This window comes from Ectothiorhodospira haloalkaliphila ATCC 51935 (genome assembly GCF_000633935.1).
GTDB classification, from domain to species: domain Bacteria; phylum Pseudomonadota; class Gammaproteobacteria; order Ectothiorhodospirales; family Ectothiorhodospiraceae; genus Ectothiorhodospira; species Ectothiorhodospira haloalkaliphila.
Genome location: NZ_KK214995.1, coordinates 50,770 through 67,174, shown reverse-complemented (window position 1 = coordinate 67,174; position 16,405 = coordinate 50,770). Strand labels below are relative to the sequence as shown.

General features: G+C 63.9%; 14 protein-coding genes and 1 other RNA gene. 5 read left to right on the top strand and 10 right to left on the bottom strand.

Translation table 11 applies throughout. The features are described from left to right. Positions 1-157: 157 nt before the first annotated feature. Together nadB and ECTHA_RS0100275 are read left to right on the top strand one after the other, a co-directional pair. Complete coding sequence (gene nadB, locus ECTHA_RS0100280) at positions 158-1,807, top strand: L-aspartate oxidase (protein WP_025281045.1); 1,650 nt, start codon at positions 158-160, stop codon at positions 1,805-1,807. Continuing rightward, entirely contained in the window at positions 1,800-2,660 is an 861-nt protein-coding gene (locus ECTHA_RS0100275; protein WP_025281044.1) for a sulfurtransferase, read from the top strand. The genes nadB and ECTHA_RS0100275 overlap by 8 nt, the downstream gene beginning before the upstream one ends. A gap of 6 nt (positions 2,661-2,666) precedes the next feature. Here the strand turns inward: ECTHA_RS0100275 and orn are convergent, their stop codons facing one another. Next, positions 2,667-3,212 (bottom strand): oligoribonuclease, encoded by a 546-nt coding sequence (orn, locus tag ECTHA_RS0100270; protein WP_025281043.1) that lies wholly within the window; start codon positions 3,210-3,212, stop codon positions 2,667-2,669. Between the two features lie 96 nt (positions 3,213-3,308). Between orn and ECTHA_RS0100265 the strand changes: the two genes are divergently transcribed. Beyond that, positions 3,309-3,650 (top strand): 4a-hydroxytetrahydrobiopterin dehydratase, encoded by a 342-nt coding sequence (locus ECTHA_RS0100265; RefSeq protein WP_025281042.1) that lies wholly within the window; start codon positions 3,309-3,311, stop codon positions 3,648-3,650. Positions 3,651-3,669: 19 nt separating this feature from the next. Continuing rightward, positions 3,670-4,548, top strand: a complete 879-nt coding sequence (rsgA, locus tag ECTHA_RS0100260; protein ID WP_025281041.1) for a ribosome small subunit-dependent GTPase A — start codon at positions 3,670-3,672, stop codon at positions 4,546-4,548. A gap of 21 nt (positions 4,549-4,569) precedes the next feature. Here the strand turns inward: rsgA and ECTHA_RS0100255 are convergent, their stop codons facing one another. From ECTHA_RS0100255 to ECTHA_RS0100225, 8 genes are all read right to left on the bottom strand, one after another. Continuing rightward, a complete protein-coding gene (locus tag ECTHA_RS0100255; protein WP_025281040.1) occupies positions 4,570-5,412 on the bottom strand; it encodes a hypothetical protein in 843 nt (280 codons plus the stop codon). A 22-nt stretch (positions 5,413-5,434) separates the two neighbouring features. Beyond that, positions 5,435-5,779 carry a histidine triad nucleotide-binding protein gene (locus ECTHA_RS0100250; protein ID WP_025281039.1) on the bottom strand — a complete coding sequence of 115 codons (345 nt, stop codon included), beginning with the start codon at positions 5,777-5,779 and terminating at the stop codon, positions 5,435-5,437. A gap of 44 nt (positions 5,780-5,823) precedes the next feature. Beyond that, positions 5,824-6,420, bottom strand: a complete 597-nt coding sequence (gene recR / locus ECTHA_RS0100245; protein ID WP_025281038.1) for a recombination mediator RecR — start codon at positions 6,418-6,420, stop codon at positions 5,824-5,826. Between the two features lie 7 nt (positions 6,421-6,427). Beyond that, on the bottom strand, positions 6,428-6,754 hold the full coding sequence (locus ECTHA_RS0100240; protein WP_025281037.1) for a YbaB/EbfC family nucleoid-associated protein: 327 nt from the start codon (positions 6,752-6,754) through the stop codon (positions 6,428-6,430). A 107-nt stretch (positions 6,755-6,861) separates the two neighbouring features. Continuing rightward, the gene (gene dnaX / locus ECTHA_RS0100235) at positions 6,862-8,490 is read right to left on the bottom strand and encodes a DNA polymerase III subunit gamma/tau (RefSeq protein ID WP_025281036.1); all 1,629 of its coding nucleotides are present in this window, start codon (positions 8,488-8,490) and stop codon (positions 6,862-6,864) included. Between the two features lie 61 nt (positions 8,491-8,551). After that, positions 8,552-8,648, bottom strand: an RNA gene (gene ffs / locus ECTHA_RS19170) — signal recognition particle sRNA small type. A 78-nt stretch (positions 8,649-8,726) separates the two neighbouring features. Continuing rightward, positions 8,727-12,272 carry an ATP-binding protein gene (locus ECTHA_RS0100230; RefSeq protein ID WP_025281035.1) on the bottom strand — a complete coding sequence of 1,182 codons (3,546 nt, stop codon included), beginning with the start codon at positions 12,270-12,272 and terminating at the stop codon, positions 8,727-8,729. Beyond that, a complete protein-coding gene (locus ECTHA_RS0100225) occupies positions 12,269-13,537 on the bottom strand; it encodes a metallophosphoesterase family protein (protein WP_025281034.1) in 1,269 nt (422 codons plus the stop codon). Before ECTHA_RS0100225 ends, ECTHA_RS0100230 begins: the two co-directional genes overlap by 4 nt. Before the next feature lie 110 nt (positions 13,538-13,647). Between ECTHA_RS0100225 and ispG the strand changes: the two genes are divergently transcribed. After that, complete coding sequence (gene ispG, locus ECTHA_RS0100220) at positions 13,648-14,877, top strand: flavodoxin-dependent (E)-4-hydroxy-3-methylbut-2-enyl-diphosphate synthase (protein ID WP_128571862.1); 1,230 nt, start codon at positions 13,648-13,650, stop codon at positions 14,875-14,877. Between the two features lie 24 nt (positions 14,878-14,901). Here the strand turns inward: ispG and ECTHA_RS0100215 are convergent, their stop codons facing one another. Continuing rightward, the gene (locus ECTHA_RS0100215) at positions 14,902-16,341 is read right to left on the bottom strand and encodes an HDOD domain-containing protein (protein WP_025281032.1); all 1,440 of its coding nucleotides are present in this window, start codon (positions 16,339-16,341) and stop codon (positions 14,902-14,904) included. Positions 16,342-16,405: the final 64 nt, after the last annotated feature.

The following is a 16,405-nucleotide window of genomic DNA, read 5'->3' as shown; positions in this document are numbered from 1 at the left end:
TAACAACATAGCCTCAAGCAAGGGCCGCCCTGGGAGGCGCCCCGTGACCAAGGCCCGAGCCCTGACGGACCCGGGTACTCCCAGGACAACCGGAAGTGCCCCATGACACCCCGGACGGATCAATCGAGGCTGACATCTTACGCGAGGCTGTAAACCCATGCAGGAAGATACCCAGGCGCCCGAGCGCCAGTCAGCGGATGTCCTGATCATTGGCAGTGGCGCCGCCGGCCTGAGCCTGGCGTTGCACCTGGCCTCGGAGCGCCGGGTGGCGGTACTGAGCAAGGGTCCGATCACCGAAGGCAGCACCCTCTACGCCCAGGGGGGCGTATCGGCGGTGCTCGATCGGAAAGATTCCATCGACGCTCACGTACGCGACACGCTGGGCGCAGGAGCTGGCCTGTGCGATGAAAAGGCGGTGCGCCACACGGTGGAGAACGGACCCCAAAGCATCCAGTGGCTGCTGGACCTGGGCGTCCCCTTCACGCGCGAACCCACCGAGAATGGCCGGGTGCAGCTGCACCTGACCCGCGAGGGAGGGCACAGCCACCGCCGCGTGGTCCATGCCGCCGACGCCACCGGCCAGGCCATCGAATCCACCCTGGTGGAACAGGTACGACGTCACGACAACATCCAGTTGTTCGAACATCACATCGCCGTCGACCTGATCAACAGCGCCAAACTCGGCCTGCCCGGAGAGCGCTGCCTGGGTGCTTACGTGCTGGACCTGGACCGCCAGCAGGTGGAGATCTTCGACGCATCGGCCGTGGTGCTGGCCACAGGCGGTGCCAGCAAGGTGTATCTCTACAGTAGCAACCCGGATGGCTCCACGGGTGACGGCATCGCCATGGCGTGGCGGGCCGGCTGTCGGGTGGCCAATATGGAGTTCATGCAGTTCCATCCCACCTGTCTTTTCCATCCCAAGGCCAAGTCCTTCCTCATCTCCGAGGCAGTACGCGGCGAAGGCGGCCGCCTGCTGCTACCCAATGGCGACCCTTTCATGCATGATTTCGACCCCCGCGGCGAGCTGGCTCCGAGAGACATCGTCGCCCGGGCCATCGACCATGAAATGAAGCGCCTGGGAGCCGATCATCTGTTCCTGGACATCTCCCATAAACCGGCCGACTTCATCAAGGGGCATTTCCCCACCATCTACAAGCGCTGCCTGGAATTCGGCTTCGACATCACCCGCGACCCACTGCCGGTGGTGCCCGCCGCCCATTACACCTGTGGTGGGGTGGTCACCGACCTCAGCGCACGCACAGACCTGGATGGACTATACGCCATCGGCGAGGTGGCCTACACCGGGCTTCACGGGGCCAACCGCATGGCCAGCAACTCGCTGCTGGAATGTCTGGTATTCGCCCGTTCAGCCGCAACACACATTCTCGCGCACACGGATCACGTCACCCGTGACGCCCAGATACCCCCCTGGGACGAGAGCCGGGTCACTGATTCCGACGAAGAGGTGGTGGTTTCGCACAACTGGGATGAGCTGCGCCGTTTCATGTGGGACTACGTGGGCATCGTGCGTTCCAGCAAGCGTCTGCAACGGGCCCTGCGCCGCATCGAGTTACTCCAGGGAGAAATCCAGGAGTATTACAGCAATTTCCGGGTGAGCAACGACCTGATCGAATTGCGTAACCTGGCCGTTGTGGCAGAGATCATCATCCGCAGCGCGCTCTCCCGGCAGGAGAGCCGGGGCCTGCACTACACCATCGATTATCCCGATACCGATCCGGCACTGGATGGCATTCCCACCTTGCTGGTGCCCGGGGGCACCCCGGGTAGGGAGTTGCCCCATGCGTGATCTTCTTGAGGAATCCACCATGCCCCCGGAGCCCCCCTTGCTTGAGACACCACTGCTTATCGATGCGCGCGCTCTTGAGGCCCGACTTCAGGATGCCACTCTTCGAATCATTGATGTGAGCGAGGCGGACCATTACGCCCAGGGGCATCTGCCTGCCGCCGTGCATCTGGATTACCCTCGCCTGCTGAGGGATGACCCCCCGGCCATGGGCATGATTCCCGAAGCCCATGATCTGGAGCAGCTATTCCGGGAGTTGGGCATTCATCCCGGCAGTCACGTGGTGGCTTATGATGACGAGGGAGGTGGCAAGGCCTCGCGTCTGCTGTGGACCCTGGCAGTGGTGGGTCATGAGCGGTTGTCATTGCTGGATGGGGGGCTGGAAGGCTGGCGCCGGGAAAACATGCCGGTGACCACCCAGGAACCCAGCATTGATCCGGGCGACTACCCGGTGGGCACGTTTGACCATTCACAGGTAGCCGATCGAGACTGGATCCTGTCGCATCTGCACGATCCCCGCGTGGCATTTCTGGATGCCCGCAGCCCCGAGGAATTCGATGGCAGCGATGTCCGCGCCGAACGTGGCGGGCACATCCCCGGCGCCATTTCGTACGAATGGACTCGGGCCATGGATGAGGACCGAGACCTTCGATTGCGCCCGGAGAAGGTGCTGCTGCAGGAGTTGGGCACCCAGGGCCTCACCCGCGACAGGGAGATCGTCACCTACTGTCACACCCATCACCGTTCCGCCTACACCTGGCTGGTGCTCAGGCATCTGGGCTTCGAGAAGGTGCGTGGCTACCCCGGAAGCTGGTCCGACTGGGGCAACCGCCCGGACACCCCCATCGAACCCTGAGCCCGGCTAAACCTTGAGCAGGTGCTCCCGGTAGTGGCGCAACTCGGCGATGGAATCGCGAATGTCCTGCAGGGCCTGGTGCGTGGCATCCTTGGAGAGGGAGTTGAGCACTTCCGGCGCCCAACGCCGCGCCAGCTCCTTGAGCGTGCTCACATCCAGGTTGCGGTAATGGAAGAATGCTTCCAGGTCGGGCATGCAGCGGTGTAGGAAACGCCGATCCTGGCAGATGGTGTTGCCGCACATGGGCGATGTGCGTGCCGGCACATATTCCCTCAAAAAACGCAGGGTGGCCTGCTCGGCATCCACCTCGTTGTACATGCTGCCCCGCACCCGCTGAAGGAGTCCGGAGCGGCTATGCGTGCTGTGATTCCAGTCGTCAAGACCGCCGAGAATTTCCTCGCTCTGATGAATGGCGATGACCGGCCCTTCAGCCAGGATGTTGAGATTCTTGTCAGTGACGATGGTGGCAATCTCGATGATGTAGTCCGACAGGGGGTCCAGACCGGTCATCTCAAGGTCAATCCAGACCAGGTTATCCGGGTGAGGGCTCATGGGGTTCCTTTTTTGTTCGAACGTGACGACTGTGGCACAGTCTACACCGTAGAGACGCACATTTTCGAGGCGGCCAGCGCCGCCCTGGGAGGTTGCATGAATGAGTCACTGAGCCAGAAGCAATGCGTACCCTGCGAAGGTGGGGTCGCCCCTCTTGATGAGAGCGCAGCCAAGGGAATGATGGATAAGCTCGCCAACGATTGGCAGCTATCCGAGGACGCCAGGACATTGAGCCGCACGGTGCGCTTTCGGAACTATCATGAAACTATGGCATTCGTGAATGCCGTGGCCTGGATTGCCCACCAGCAGGATCATCACCCGGACATGGCCGTAAGTTACAATCAATGCCGGGTGGATTTCGCCACCCATGCCATTGGCGGCCTGTCGGAGAATGATTTCATCTGTGCCGCCAAGGTGGATCAGCTGCTGCACACTTAGACAACCCACGGAACACACAATGACCCAATCCATGGCCGGCCGGGTGGTCACCCGCTTCGGATCACAGGTATTAGTGGAAGACGACCAGGGAGCGGTCCACCGCTGCACCACCCGCCGGCGCCTGGAGCATGGCGTGTGCAATGACCGGGTGCAGTGGCATCGGGATGCACAGGGGCACGGCGTGGTCACCGACATCCTGCCACGCACCAACCTGCTGGAACGGGTTGACCCTCGCGGCAACCACAAGAGTGTGGCGGCCAACCTGAGTCAGGTGGTGGTGGTCATTGCGCCGGCTCCGGAACCCAACTGGTCGCTGGTGGATCGGTATCTGGCGGCCATCGAGCGCATGCCCGCCCGGGGCGTGATCCTGTTCAATAAAGTGGACCTGCTGCCCATGGGAAGCCCGTTGCCCTCACCCCTGACCGAGTATCGGGACCTGGGTTACGACGTCATACACGCCAGTGTCCCGAACGATCGGGGCATGGATACGCTCCGGGCTGCACTGTCTTCGGGGGTGAGTGTGCTGGTGGGTCAGTCGGGGGTGGGCAAGTCTTCCCTGGTCAAGGCACTGTTGCCGGACCTGGAGATCCGCATCGGCGCCCTCTCCGAGATGGGGGGCGAAGGTGGGCGGCATACCACGACCAATGCCACGCTCTATCCCCTGGAATGTGGTGGCGCCTTGATCGACTCCCCTGGTGTCCGTGACTTCACGCCCGGGCCTGCGTCCCGGGAGGCGCTGGTGCAGGGCTTCGTGGAGCTTCGAGAACGGGCGGGCGAATGTCGATTTCAGGACTGCAGCCACACGGTGGAACCAGGCTGTGCGGTGATCGAGGCGGTGAAGGCCGGGCACATCAGCCCACGACGATATGAGAGCTACCGGAATCTGCTTCCGGGGTGAATCGGCCGGTGGCTCCGATGGCTAGAAATTCACGCCCATCTCGATACCGAAGATCTCCACATTGCTCTGGGTGGAGCCGGTGCCACAATCAAGGCAATCCAGCCCCGATGCGTCAAGCCCGCCTCCCCCAAGACCCGGAGATGATAGCCGATAGCGGTCGTAGTAGAAGTCCAGGCGGAACTCGTTGCCCCTCAGCAGAAAGAGGTTGCTGAAGTTCACAAAACTCCCGGAGTGGTACTGGGACATGTGAGCCGGGTCCTGACCAAACATCAGGGAGGTCAGGTCCAGCTCGTCATCCAGGTCCAGGGGGTATTTCAGGCCCATATGCAAACGTCCGCGCCATTGTTCCGTCTCGAAGACCGGGCCTGCCCCGATGCGGGTGTAAAAAACGGGGTGCAGTTCATCCTCGAAGCCACCGACCCGACCGGCACTCTGCAATCCCCGGTCCCAGGCCTGGCGAACCCGGTCATAGCCCACGCCCAGTACCAGATCGTAACGCACCCGGTCAGCCACATAGCCCAACTGGTAGCCTCCCACGGCCTCGATGCCAGTCCCCGTCATGCGCCCCCTGGGTGCCGGTACACGATCGGCCTGACGCCGCAGGTCATAATCCAGGCTCTCGCGGAAAAGACGCCCGTCCAGGGCCCTCAGGTGTCCGTTACCCTGGGTGAGGAAATTCTCCCAATACGGCCCCACGGTGAATCGCGGCCCTACCTCGGACTCGCCCCCCCAGGCACTGGGGACATCCCACTGAGACAGGTTGACACCAGGAGATAGCGCCGGATGCAGTGCCTCGTCCGCACTCACGCCTGCTGCGCACGACAGCACCGCGCCCAGGCATAGAGTGGAGAGAGACTTGTTCATTTCAGCGATCCTCAGTGAATGGTCAGCCCGGAGGCCACTCCATCTGGCGCCCGCCCAGCACATGCAAGTGTACATGGTAGACGGACTGTCCACCGTCTGCATTGCAGTTCATCACGGTTCGGTAGCCATCCTCAGCGATCCCCTCCTGCTGTGCCACGCGAGTGGCCACCCACTGCAACCGGGCCAGGACGGCATGATCTTCCTCGGTCAGGTCGTTGAGGGTGGCAATATGCTTGCGCGGTATCACCAGCACATGCACCGGCGCCTTTGGGTTGAGGTCACGAAAGGCCACGACCAGTTCGTCCTCATACACCTTGTCGGCAGGGATGGTGCCTTCGGCAATCTTGCAAAAAATACAATCGGTCATGCATTCCCCATCACGGTTTTCAGGCGGATGGCGTGTCCGCTCATTCAATATTCCCGGCGCCCGTCAAAGGCATGAGACAAGGTTCCACGGTCCACATATTCCAGCTCGCCCCCCAGGGGGATCCCATGGGCAATTCGGGTGGTGCGGATACCCCGTGACCGGGCCATTTCACTGATGTAGTGGGCTGTCACCTCCCCCTCCACGGTAGTGCCCATGGCCAGGATCAGTTCAGTCACCTGCCCTTCGCCCAGTCGCGCCTCCAGTTGATCCAGACCGAGTTCCTCGGGGCCCACGCCATCCAGGGGAGACAACTGCCCCAGCAGGACATGGTACTGACCGCGAAAGCCGGTGGCCTGCTCGATGGCCAGTACATCCGCAGGCGCCTCAACCACACACATCACCTGCCGGTCACGACTCGAATCGGCACAGAGATGACAGACTTCATGCTCGGTGAGGGTGCGGCACACCCGACAGTGGCCGATGCGCTCCACGGCCTCGCGCAACACAGCCGCCAGGCGCAGAGCCCCCTCGCGATCCCGCTCCAGCACATGCAATGCCATGCGCTGGGCGGATTTCGGGCCCACGCCGGGGAGGCATCTCAAGCCCTCCACCAGGCGCTCCAGCAAAGAGGTTTCGGCCACGGCGGGCTCAGAAAGGCATCTTGAAGCCCGGGGGCAGCCCCATGCCCTGGGTCAGGTTGCCCATGTGTTCCCGGGTCATGTCTTCAACCTTTTGCACGGCGTCATTCATGGCGGCAGTCAGCAGGTCCTCCAGCATATCGCGGTCATCCTCCAGCAGACTGGGGTCGATGCCCACCTTGCGGACGGCATGCTTGCCGGTCATGACCACGCTCACCAAACCGCCGCCGGCTTCACCGGTCACTTCCATCTCGGCCAGTTCAGCCTGCGCCTTGGCCATGTCTTCCTGCATCTTCTGGGCCTGCTTCATCAAATTGCCAAGTCCGCCTTTCAGCATATCTTCACCTTACGTACGTCAGTGGAATCAAGAGGCCTAGTGTAAAGCCTCGGGGTCAATGAAACATCATCGCCAGCCCGAATCCATGACCTGAACCGGGCCGGGCGTCACTCCCGATCGCGCGGGCGCACGGAACCCGGGATCAATTCTGCGTCGAACTGATCTTTCAGTCCCTGGGCCCAACGATCCTGGTCAATGGACTGCTCGGCCGCCCGTTGACGCTCCGCATCGCGACGCGCGGCCATGGCCGCTGGGGTATTTCCCTGGGCATCCCCTACCTGGATGGTGAGCTTCACCTCGTCGCCCAGGTGCCGGCGCAGGGCTTCCTGCAGCTTGTCCTGGGCCTTGGTGGTCCTGAAGTTATCGTGCTGACGTGCCAGGCCCAGAACCAACTCACCGCCATCGTAGCGCAACAACGCACAATGGCTGGCCAGCTGACCGGGGATCCCCCCGAGCCCCAGGCTGGCGGCCAGTTGTGGCCAGTCCAGTTCGCCACTCCCGGAAGCCGGGACCGAAGGGGCCGCCGGGACCTCGGAAGGTGTCGATGCAGGCGCGGAGACGGGTTCTGGCCCGGGTGACGACGCAGGTGGGCGTTTGCCAGCAGGCACGGGCGAAGGCGTCTGGGTGGCAGCAGCCACCGGTTGCGCGGCCTCCGCTGGCCGGAACGCCAGCATGCGTAACAACACCATCTCCACACCCGCGCGGGGCTCCGGCGCCAGGGGCAGGTCGCGACGCCCCATCAGGGCGATCTGATAGAACAGCTGGACATCCTCAGGTGACAGGCGCGATGCCAGGTCCCTGAGCATGGATGGGTCATCGGGCAGACTGTCCGCCACCTCGGGCACTTGCTGAACCAGGGCCAGATGATGCAGCAGGGTGATCACTTCCCCCAGCACTGCGCCATAGTCCGGCGCTTGCTCCGAGAGCGCGTCCACCGCTGCCAGCAGTTCCCGGGCATCGCCCTCGGCCAGGGCCTCCAGAAGCCGATTCAGATGGTCTCGGGAGATGGCACCGAGCATGTCCAGCACCTCGGCCTCGCGCAGTACGCCGCCCCCGAAACCGATGGCCTGATCCAGCAGACTCAGGGCGTCGCGCATACTGCCCGAGGCGGCCCGGGCCACCTGCATCACCGCCGCCGACTCGGCCTGGATGCCTTCCCGCTCCAGCAACTGGAGCAAATGGCCCTGGATCATCTCCGGCGGCATGGCCTTGAGATTGAACTGCAGGCAACGGGAGAGCACGGTCACCGGTAGCTTTTGCGGATCCGTGGTGGCCAGCAGGAACTTGACGTGGGGCGGCGGTTCTTCAAGCGTTTTGAGCAGGGCATTGAAGCTGTGGGTGGAGAGCATGTGCACCTCGTCCACCAGGTAGACCTTGAAGCGGCCCCGGGTGGGGGCATAGGGCACGTTTTCCAGCAGATCCCTGGTGTCTTCCACGCGGGTGCGGGAGGCGGCGTCCACCTCGATCAGGTCGATAAAGCGGCCCTCATCGATCTCACGGCAGGCGCTGCATTGGCCGCAGGGCTGAGCAGTGATGCCCGTTTCGCAGTTGAGACATTTGGCCAGAACGCGGGCGATGGTCGTCTTGCCCACGCCACGGGTGCCGGTGAACAGATAGGCATGATGGAGGCGATCTTCACGCAGGGCATTGGAGAGGGCGCGCACCACGTGGGGTTGACCCACCAGTTGTTCGAAGGTGCGGGGACGCCACTTGCGGGCCAGGACCTGATAGCTCATGGATCTCGTTGCGGGTCGCTGAAGAGTGCCAAGCCCGGCATGGCCTCGAAAGGGTGGCAACCCACACCAGCCACACCCCGGCGCCCAAGTCCACTGCTACCGTTGCTCCCTTCCGGGCCTGGCGGGGTTCACAGCTTGTTGTCGCGAGGGGACCGGTGCAGGTCACCATTGCTCGGTATTGACGGCGCACGGGCGCCGGAAAGGCGTTGAATTATGCGGGCTTTGCTGCAGGAGCGTCAAGCCACGCCGCGCTCACGCTCCAGTTCATGGATGTGCAGGGCATCGGCCTGCACCGCTTCCCGGGCCACCTCCAGCAAATGCCGGTGATGAGTGAACAGCATCACCTGCCCCTCTCCGGCGAACCGTGCCAGCGCCTGAAGGATCAAACCGGCCCGGGCATCGTCTGAAGTCATGAGCACATCATCCAGGATGACCGGCATGCCGGGGTGCGACTCCCGTCGCAACTCCAGGGCCGCCAGGCGCAGTGCCAGGTAAAGCTGATCGCGGGTCCCCTCACTCATGGCATCCACGCCGATCAGGGTGCCGTCATCCCGCATGGCCTTGAGCACCGGCACATCCTGGGATTCATCGGCCTCCAGGCGCGCATAGCGCCCCTGAGTCATCAACGCCAGATACTTCGAGGCGGCCGCCACCATGGGCGCCTGGGAACGCTGTCGGAATCGATGCAGCGCCTCCTGCAGCAACCCATGGGCCAGACGCAGGCGCAACCAGGGCCGGATCGCCCCCTGGATACGGGCGGCAGCCGATTCCATCGCTTCCCGGGCACGGGCCGCCTCGCCGGAGGTATCCACCGCTTCAAGCTCCCTGCGGGTACGTTCTTCCACCCTGCGAGCCTCGGCCACCGCCTGCCCCAGGCGTTCGATCTCCCCCTGACAACGGGCCTGATCTGCTTCGATGGCGATCACGTCCAACCCCTCCAGACGCTGTCGCAAGTCCGCCTCCGAGTGAATGGACGCCAGGGCCAGCTGCTGCTGCCGCTCCTCCAGGCCCATACGCACCTGACGTTTGCGGTCGGCTCTGGCCTCGATCTCGGGCAAATCGTCCTCACAGACCCCACCGGCCGCCTGGCACAAGGCCTCAAGCACCCTGGCCTGGGTATCAAGTTCTTGCCGGGCCCGCTCCCGAGCGGTCGCGGCCGCGCCCTGCTCCTGAAGTCCCATGGCCCGCTGATGCTCCCGCTCCCGGGCAACCCGCAGTCTCATCTGCAACTGCCCCGCATGGTCATCCGGCGAGCTGGGCGCGGGTTCACCCAGAAGATGGGCCAGACTGGCCACCTGATCCTGAAAGTCCCGCACCAGCGATTGCTGACGTGCTTGCGCGGCGAGAAGATCCTCCCGCTCGACACTCAGGGCCTCCAGGGCATCCAGTTCCTCCAGCCGGGCGCGTACCGTGGCTGGTCCTGCCGTCGCGGGCAGACCCAGGCGTTCATGCCACGCGGAAACGGCGCGGGTGCGGGCCTGCCAAGACCGCTCCATGGCGTCGATGTCCCGCACCAATGCATCCCGATCCCTTTGCCGGATGCGTGCGTGGCGCTCTCGCTCCTGACGGCGCCCCTGGGCGGCGGTGGCCTGGCGTTCCCAGGCACCCGCCTGCTCGATCAGCGTGGCCAGGTCCGTCCCAGCCGGGCGCTCGCCAACGGCACACAAGGCCTGACTCAGTGCCTCCATGGCCTGTCGACGCTGCTCATCACGCTCGGTCTGGCTGCGCTCCAGCCTCTCCAGTCGTCTCGCCAGTTCCAGCAGGGCCTCGCGGCGCGCCTGCCATTGCCCCAGGGCATCGGGTGAAAGATCCGGCAGTCCCTGAGCCTGCAAACGCGCCTGCCAGTGTTCAATCCATGCCTCACGCTCCCGCTGCCCTTGCGCAAGCCGGGCCTGGATCTCCCCATGGCGTTCATCCATGGCCTTGATCCTGCCCTGGCATTCCTGGATGCGCGCAGCTTGCCCGGCATTCTCCCTGAGCTGATCTGCCTGATGATCGGCCTGCACCTGAGCAGCCTCAAAGCTCTCCGGCAAGGGGCGCGTCAGTTCCAGATCCTGCATTGCCGTTTCCGGAGCGCCCTTGCCTTCCACGTAGGTCTGCCTGAGACGCGACCACAGGGCATCGCGCCACGCCCGGGCTTCGAGCAGGGTATCGAGGGTCACCACCCGACCGCCTGCCGTCAACTGCTCCAGTTGCCTGGCCTGCTCCTGCCGATCTCGTTGCAGGCGCGCCTGCTCCTCGTTGAGCGCCCGCAGGGTGTCCTCCACCGCGTCCCGGGCATTCCGGGCCTCATCCAACTGAGCCTGCATCAAGGGCCGGGCCTCCCGCACGGCCTGAAGCTCCGTCTGCCCCATATCCGCCAGATGCTGCTGCAACTGGCCGTGCATATCCTCCAGATCCCGCTTCACGGCCTGGGTATCTGCGGTCACCTCACCCAGGGCCCGGGCCTGATGCAGCGCCTGGGCAAGGGATTCGCTGGCCGTCACCTCGGGGGCTGCCGCCTCGTGCTCCGCCTCCCGCTCGGCGGTCTCCAGCGCCTCCAGGCGCGACCGCCGGTCCTCCAGACGCGGCCCGATCACTGCCAGCTGATTGAGGTCCTCCTCCAGGGCAGCCCGATCGGCCGCTGAAGGCAGATGTTTCAATAACTTCTGCACATCGGCCTTGTGGTCCAGGCGTTGGGCCTGTTCGGCCAGACGGGCATCCAGCCGCTCCACGCGAGCCTGCTGACGGTAAAGCTCCACTCGGGCTTCGGTGACTGTCTCCAGGCGCCCGGCCAACCGCTCGATGGTGGCCGCGTGCTCCAGCAGTGGGGTTTCAATCACCAGGGCCTGCAATCGGCGTTCGCATTCCTGCCACTGGGCCTCGGCATCCCGAAGATCCTGGCGGGCGCGGCCGCGAGCCTGCTGAGCCGACAGGCGTTGCTCGCGGGCCTCGGCCGCCAGGTCGGGCACGGTGTCAAGCGATGCAAGCTCCTTGCGCAAACGGTCCAGATCCTCCAGAAGCGGCGCCACGGTTCGCAGACCCGCCAGCTCCTTCTCATGCCGCTGGGCTTCCTCCAGCGTTTTCTCCAGGGTGGTGAGTTCTTCCAGGGCCTGCTGATGACTGCGTTCCAGGGCTTGCCACTCGGCGGGTCGCGTGAGTGCATCCCTGTGGACCTTGCGCTGCCCCTCCAGGGTCGACCGGGCCTCATTGATCACCGCCTGGGTGGCCCGTCCATGTGAACTGAAAAGACCTTTGGCATCCGTATCCAGGGCCTCGAGTATGCCGGCGATGCCCCGGGTGCCGGCGCTGGCCTCGAACAGTGCGGATCCCAGCTCCCCCTCCCCCTTGAGCAAGCGATCCCCGCCCTCGCGCAATCGCAGGTGATCCAGGCCAAACATGGCCTCGAAGGCCTCTCGCGTCAGCCCACCCGTGAGTTGCTGCTCCTGCTCCGGGGTGGCCGCGGGCGCATCGGTCAGGGTGTGGTCCTTGCTGTCCGGCCTGTGCAGGGTAAGGCCCCGCCCCTTGCGACGCGCCAGATAGACGGGCTCCCCCCGGGCATCCACAAACACACCTGCAATGCGCAAGCGGTTGAAATCATGAACGAAGTTGTCGCGACTGCGTACCGGGATACCAAAACGCAGATCCGTCATGGCCCGCAGTGCCGAGGATTTACCAGCCTCATTGGGGCCGTAGATCAGGTGCAGACCGTCGGCGTCCCGTCCATCATCGGCCTGGCCAAAGACGATCTGCGTGTCGGTGAACGGCCCGAAGGCCTGAAGATCCAGCCGAATGAGTTTCATGATTCGCCCTGCCCCGCCTCGCCCAGCCGTGCCAGCACGGTGGATTCGGCATCCAGCAGCAGATCCCGCACCTGCTGTTCATCCTTCAGCTCCACCCAGTCAGGGAGTTCCACCTCGCCGGGGATCTTGTCCAGAAGACCCGCAAGCGGCTGTTGCAGGAATTCAGCGGCCCTGTCGGGATCCTCCATCATTTCATCCACCAGTCGCAGCAACTCGCCCACGGCGTCATCCCGGGCCGCCACCTGACCCCGCTCCAGCGGACGACTCAGGCGCACCCGTACCTGTTCCACCCACACCTGAGGCCCATTCAGGTCCTGCGCGGCGGCCCGCACCTGGGCTTCCAGCGTGCCGGGCTGACGGGCCTCAAGATCCTGCAAGGCACTCATGCCGGTGAGTTGCACACGCACCGCATGCAGTCGTTCCAGATCCCCGTCCAGCGCTTCTTTCAGGGCCTTGGAGACACGGCGCACGAAGGCGGCGATATCCTTGATATCGGTGACATCCAGTGTGAGCCGATGCCAGCGCACCACATCCAGGGGCGTGAATTCGGACTGGATACCCGCGGGCGTGACCCGCACCAGATCGCAGCCCTTGGGGCCGGTTTCATTGGCATGACGGCCTTGCAGGTTACCGGGAAAGACGATGCGCGGGCTTTCACACACCACCTCGCGATGATGCACATGCCCCAGCGCCCAGTAGTCGTATCCCTTGGCGGTGAGCGCGGCCACATCGGTAGGGGCATAACGGTCATGGCCCGGCCGCCCACTCAGGCTGGTATGCAACAGCCCGATATTGAAGCAACCGGCCACCGGTGCCGGGTATTCAGGTACCCAGTCCTCATCCACGGCGCGATTGGGAAAGCTGCGGCCATGAATGGCCACGGAGAGCGGCTCCAACTGCTCTGTCTGTGCCGTTCGGCTGGAGAATACGGTCACGTTTTCGGGCAAATGCAACTGGCGACTGATCACCCCCTGGGCATCATGGTTGCCCTGCACCATGAACACCCGCACCCCACCTCGCTCCAGGCGAACCATCTGCTCGCGGAAGAAAAGGCCGGTATGAAAATCCTGCCAGTCCCGGTCGTAGATGTCTCCGGCCAGCAGCAGGAAGTCCACCCGGGCATTCAGGGCGGTGTCCACCAAGGCCTCCAGGGCCTGGCGAGTCGCGTTGCGCAAACGCTCCACCGGCGCCCCTTCATAACGGTCCAGCCCCTTGAGTGGGCTATCCACGTGCAGATCTGCCGCATGCAGGAAAGTGAAGTTCATTGAATCGTCCCGATGTCCTTTTTGCCGTGGCAGGATCATCCCCCGCCCGTACAAGGGTGGCGGGCAACCTGCTACCATTGTTCCACCTCAATCTGCCAGTACCGCACACCATGATGACGAACAATCCTGAGTACCGCCGGCATGCCACCGTTCCGGTTCGCGTGGGCCATGTCACGGTGGGTGGCGACGCCCCGGTGGTCATTCAATCCATGACCAACACCGACACCGCCGACATTGACGCCACTGCCAGGCAAGTGGCCGACCTGGCCCGCGCTGGCTCCGAACTGGTGCGCATCACCGTGAACACCGACGAGGCCGCCGCGGCCGTTCCCAGGATTCGCGAACGCCTGGATGCCCTGGGGGTGAACACCCCGCTGGTGGGTGATTTCCACTTCAACGGCCACAAGCTGCTGAGCAAGTACCCGGCCTGCGCCGAGGCACTGGCCAAACTGCGCATCAACCCGGGTAATGTCGGCCGTGGGGCCAAACGTGATACCCAGTTCGCACAGATGATCGAGATGGCCTGCCAGTACGACAAGCCGGTGCGCATCGGTGTGAACTGGGGCAGCCTGGATCAGGATCTGCTGGCCCGTATGATGGACGAAAACGCCCGCCAACCCCAGCCCCTGGGCATGCATGACGTCAATCGCGAGGCCTTGATCCAGTCGGCGCTGGGCAGCGCCGCGCGGGCCGAGGAGATTGGCCTTCCCCGGGACCGGATCATCCTCTCCTGCAAGGTCAGCGGCGTGCAGCCCCTGATCCGCGTCTACAAGGACCTGGCCTCGCGCTGCAACTACCCTCTTCACCTGGGCCTCACCGAGGCCGGCATGGGTGTGAAGGGGATCGTCGCCTCCACCGCCGGTCTGGCGGTTCTGCTGCAAGAGGGCATCGGCGATACCATCCGTGTTTCGCTCACCCCGGAGCCGGGCGCGGAACGCACCAAGGAGGTCATCGTCGCCCAGGAGATCCTGCAAAGCCTGGAGCTGCGCCGATTCCTTCCCGCGGTGGTGGCCTGCCCCGGTTGCGGCCGCACCTCCAGTGATTACTTCCAGCACCTGGCCCAGGACATCCAGAACTACATCCGCCACAAGATGCCCGAATGGAGTCGGCAGTATCCGGGTGTGGAGGAGATGACCGTGGCGGTGATGGGTTGCGTGGTGAACGGCCCTGGCGAGAGCAAGCATGCCAACATCGGCATCAGCCTGCCGGGAACCGGCGAGACGCCCATCGCACCGGTCTATGAGGACGGCGAAAAGACCGTCACCCTCAAGGGCGAACGCATCGCCGAGGAGTTCCAGGTGCTGGTGGAACAGTACATCGAACGCCGTTACGGGCAATAATCCCTCAAGTTGGCGGGGGTGCCCTCAGAGGCGCCCCCGCCCTGCCTGTCGCAACGACTCCAGATGGGCAGTGGCCAGTTCAACCAACGTCTTGAAACCCTTCAGCGCCCGCCGATCCAGTGCGCAGACTTCTGAGCGGCGGTCCGCATAGACCAGGCCGTAAGGCTGATCCCCCACAAACACCGAATGGGCGAAGAACTCTCGCACACCGATGAGGGTGCGCATGGAGTGGGGTACGCGCGGCCAGACCTCGTCACAATTGGAGGGGTTCAGCCAGAAGGCCGAGGGCCGCTTCATCATCACCGCGATCAGGTGCCCCCCGGCCAGATTGAGTTCGAAACGATTGAAGGCCGGCTCGTGATCCGTCCCCTCCATGCGCTCGGCCGACAGGGTGTCACCAATATCGCTGAGTCGCGCGAATACCACCCGGTTCAGCCCCAGGCCCTCGTGCAACCCCTCCAGTAACACATCCAGTACCTGATCGCGGTTCTCCAGTGAATGGGAGGCCAATTGGCTGCGGGCCTGCTCATACCGATCAGACCGGGGCATGAGGCAGAATACCGGCTCGGGCGGCCTGGCGCCCTTTTCCCGATAAGCCTTGATCGTTTCCTCGTCCAGCAAGGGAACGGGATCCAGCCCGTATAGATCCACATGGGCATTGAAATGCTCGGTGGCACCATTGATGTAGTCCGCCAACTCCTCGGAGCTACAGTCCAGATACCGAGCCGCCTGGTCCAGGTTACCCCCCACGCCCGGGTGGTCCCAGGCCGCCATTGCATCCCGGGCCAGGTTGGAGGCCAGCATGACCCCCATGGCCCGGGCATGACGGGCGTTGGCAGGACACATGCACTCGCGCACCATGGCCGGCAGTTGCCAGCGCTCCGCCAGGGCATGACCCACCGTTTCCAGGCTGACATCCAGGGCCACGTACTCGGCTTCATGGGGCAGCACCTGTCCGTCACGAACCAGCTCCATGTAGCGCGCCATGCGCCGCTCGTCATGGATCGTCCAGACCAGTTCCCCAAGGTCATACAACAGCGCCGCCAAACCCACCTCGGAGGGGATCATGTCGTGACGGTTTTCCGCCCAGGCCTCCGCAAGCGTCGCCGCGTAGGCCACCCTGCCCGCCAGGTAACGGTAATAGGACTGGGCATTCGTGGAGAGCACATCCGGCAGCTTTTCAAGTTCCTGGATGGCCCGTTTCAGCCCGTCGGTGCCAATCATCATCACGGCCTCGTCCAGGGCCACCACCTCGGTGCGAAAGTGACGATGGGGTACGCCATTGGCCACCCGAATGAGCTTGAGGGCCAGCCCCGGATCCCGCTGCACCAGGCGCCCTACCGCTCGCATGCTCATCTGAGGGTTGGCGTCCACAATGGACAAGATGGCGGCGGTTCCCTGGAGCAGCGGCAGGTCCCGATCACCCAGGTGATGCACCCAGTCCGCCAGCGATTGTCTGTCCATCAATGTGGCTCCTAATACCTAATGAGTGTGACGGGCGTCTTGATTGCGTTATTATCGCGTGGTT

Excerpts from the sequence above, each read along its gene's own strand:
- nadB (WP_025281045.1), top strand. The coding sequence starts at position 158 with ATGCAGGAAGATACCCAGGCGCCCGAGCGCCAGTCAGCGGATGTCCTG.
- ECTHA_RS0100275 (WP_025281044.1), top strand. The coding sequence starts at position 1,800 with ATGCGTGATCTTCTTGAGGAATCCACCATGCCCCCGGAGCCCCCCTTG.
- orn (WP_025281043.1), bottom strand. The coding sequence starts at position 3,212 with ATGAGCCCTCACCCGGATAACCTGGTCTGGATTGACCTTGAGATGACC.
- ECTHA_RS0100265 (WP_025281042.1), top strand. The coding sequence starts at position 3,309 with ATGAATGAGTCACTGAGCCAGAAGCAATGCGTACCCTGCGAAGGTGGG.
- rsgA (WP_025281041.1), top strand. The coding sequence starts at position 3,670 with ATGACCCAATCCATGGCCGGCCGGGTGGTCACCCGCTTCGGATCACAG.
- ECTHA_RS0100255 (WP_025281040.1), bottom strand. The coding sequence starts at position 5,412 with ATGAACAAGTCTCTCTCCACTCTATGCCTGGGCGCGGTGCTGTCGTGC.
- ECTHA_RS0100250 (WP_025281039.1), bottom strand. The coding sequence starts at position 5,779 with ATGACCGATTGTATTTTTTGCAAGATTGCCGAAGGCACCATCCCTGCC.
- ECTHA_RS0100240 (WP_025281037.1), bottom strand. The coding sequence starts at position 6,754 with ATGCTGAAAGGCGGACTTGGCAATTTGATGAAGCAGGCCCAGAAGATG.
- dnaX (WP_025281036.1), bottom strand. The coding sequence starts at position 8,490 with ATGAGCTATCAGGTCCTGGCCCGCAAGTGGCGTCCCCGCACCTTCGAA.
- ECTHA_RS0100230 (WP_025281035.1), bottom strand. The coding sequence starts at position 12,272 with ATGAAACTCATTCGGCTGGATCTTCAGGCCTTCGGGCCGTTCACCGAC.
- ECTHA_RS0100225 (WP_025281034.1), bottom strand. The coding sequence starts at position 13,537 with ATGAACTTCACTTTCCTGCATGCGGCAGATCTGCACGTGGATAGCCCA.
- ispG (WP_128571862.1), top strand. The coding sequence starts at position 13,648 with ATGATGACGAACAATCCTGAGTACCGCCGGCATGCCACCGTTCCGGTT.
- ECTHA_RS0100215 (WP_025281032.1), bottom strand. The coding sequence starts at position 16,341 with ATGGACAGACAATCGCTGGCGGACTGGGTGCATCACCTGGGTGATCGG.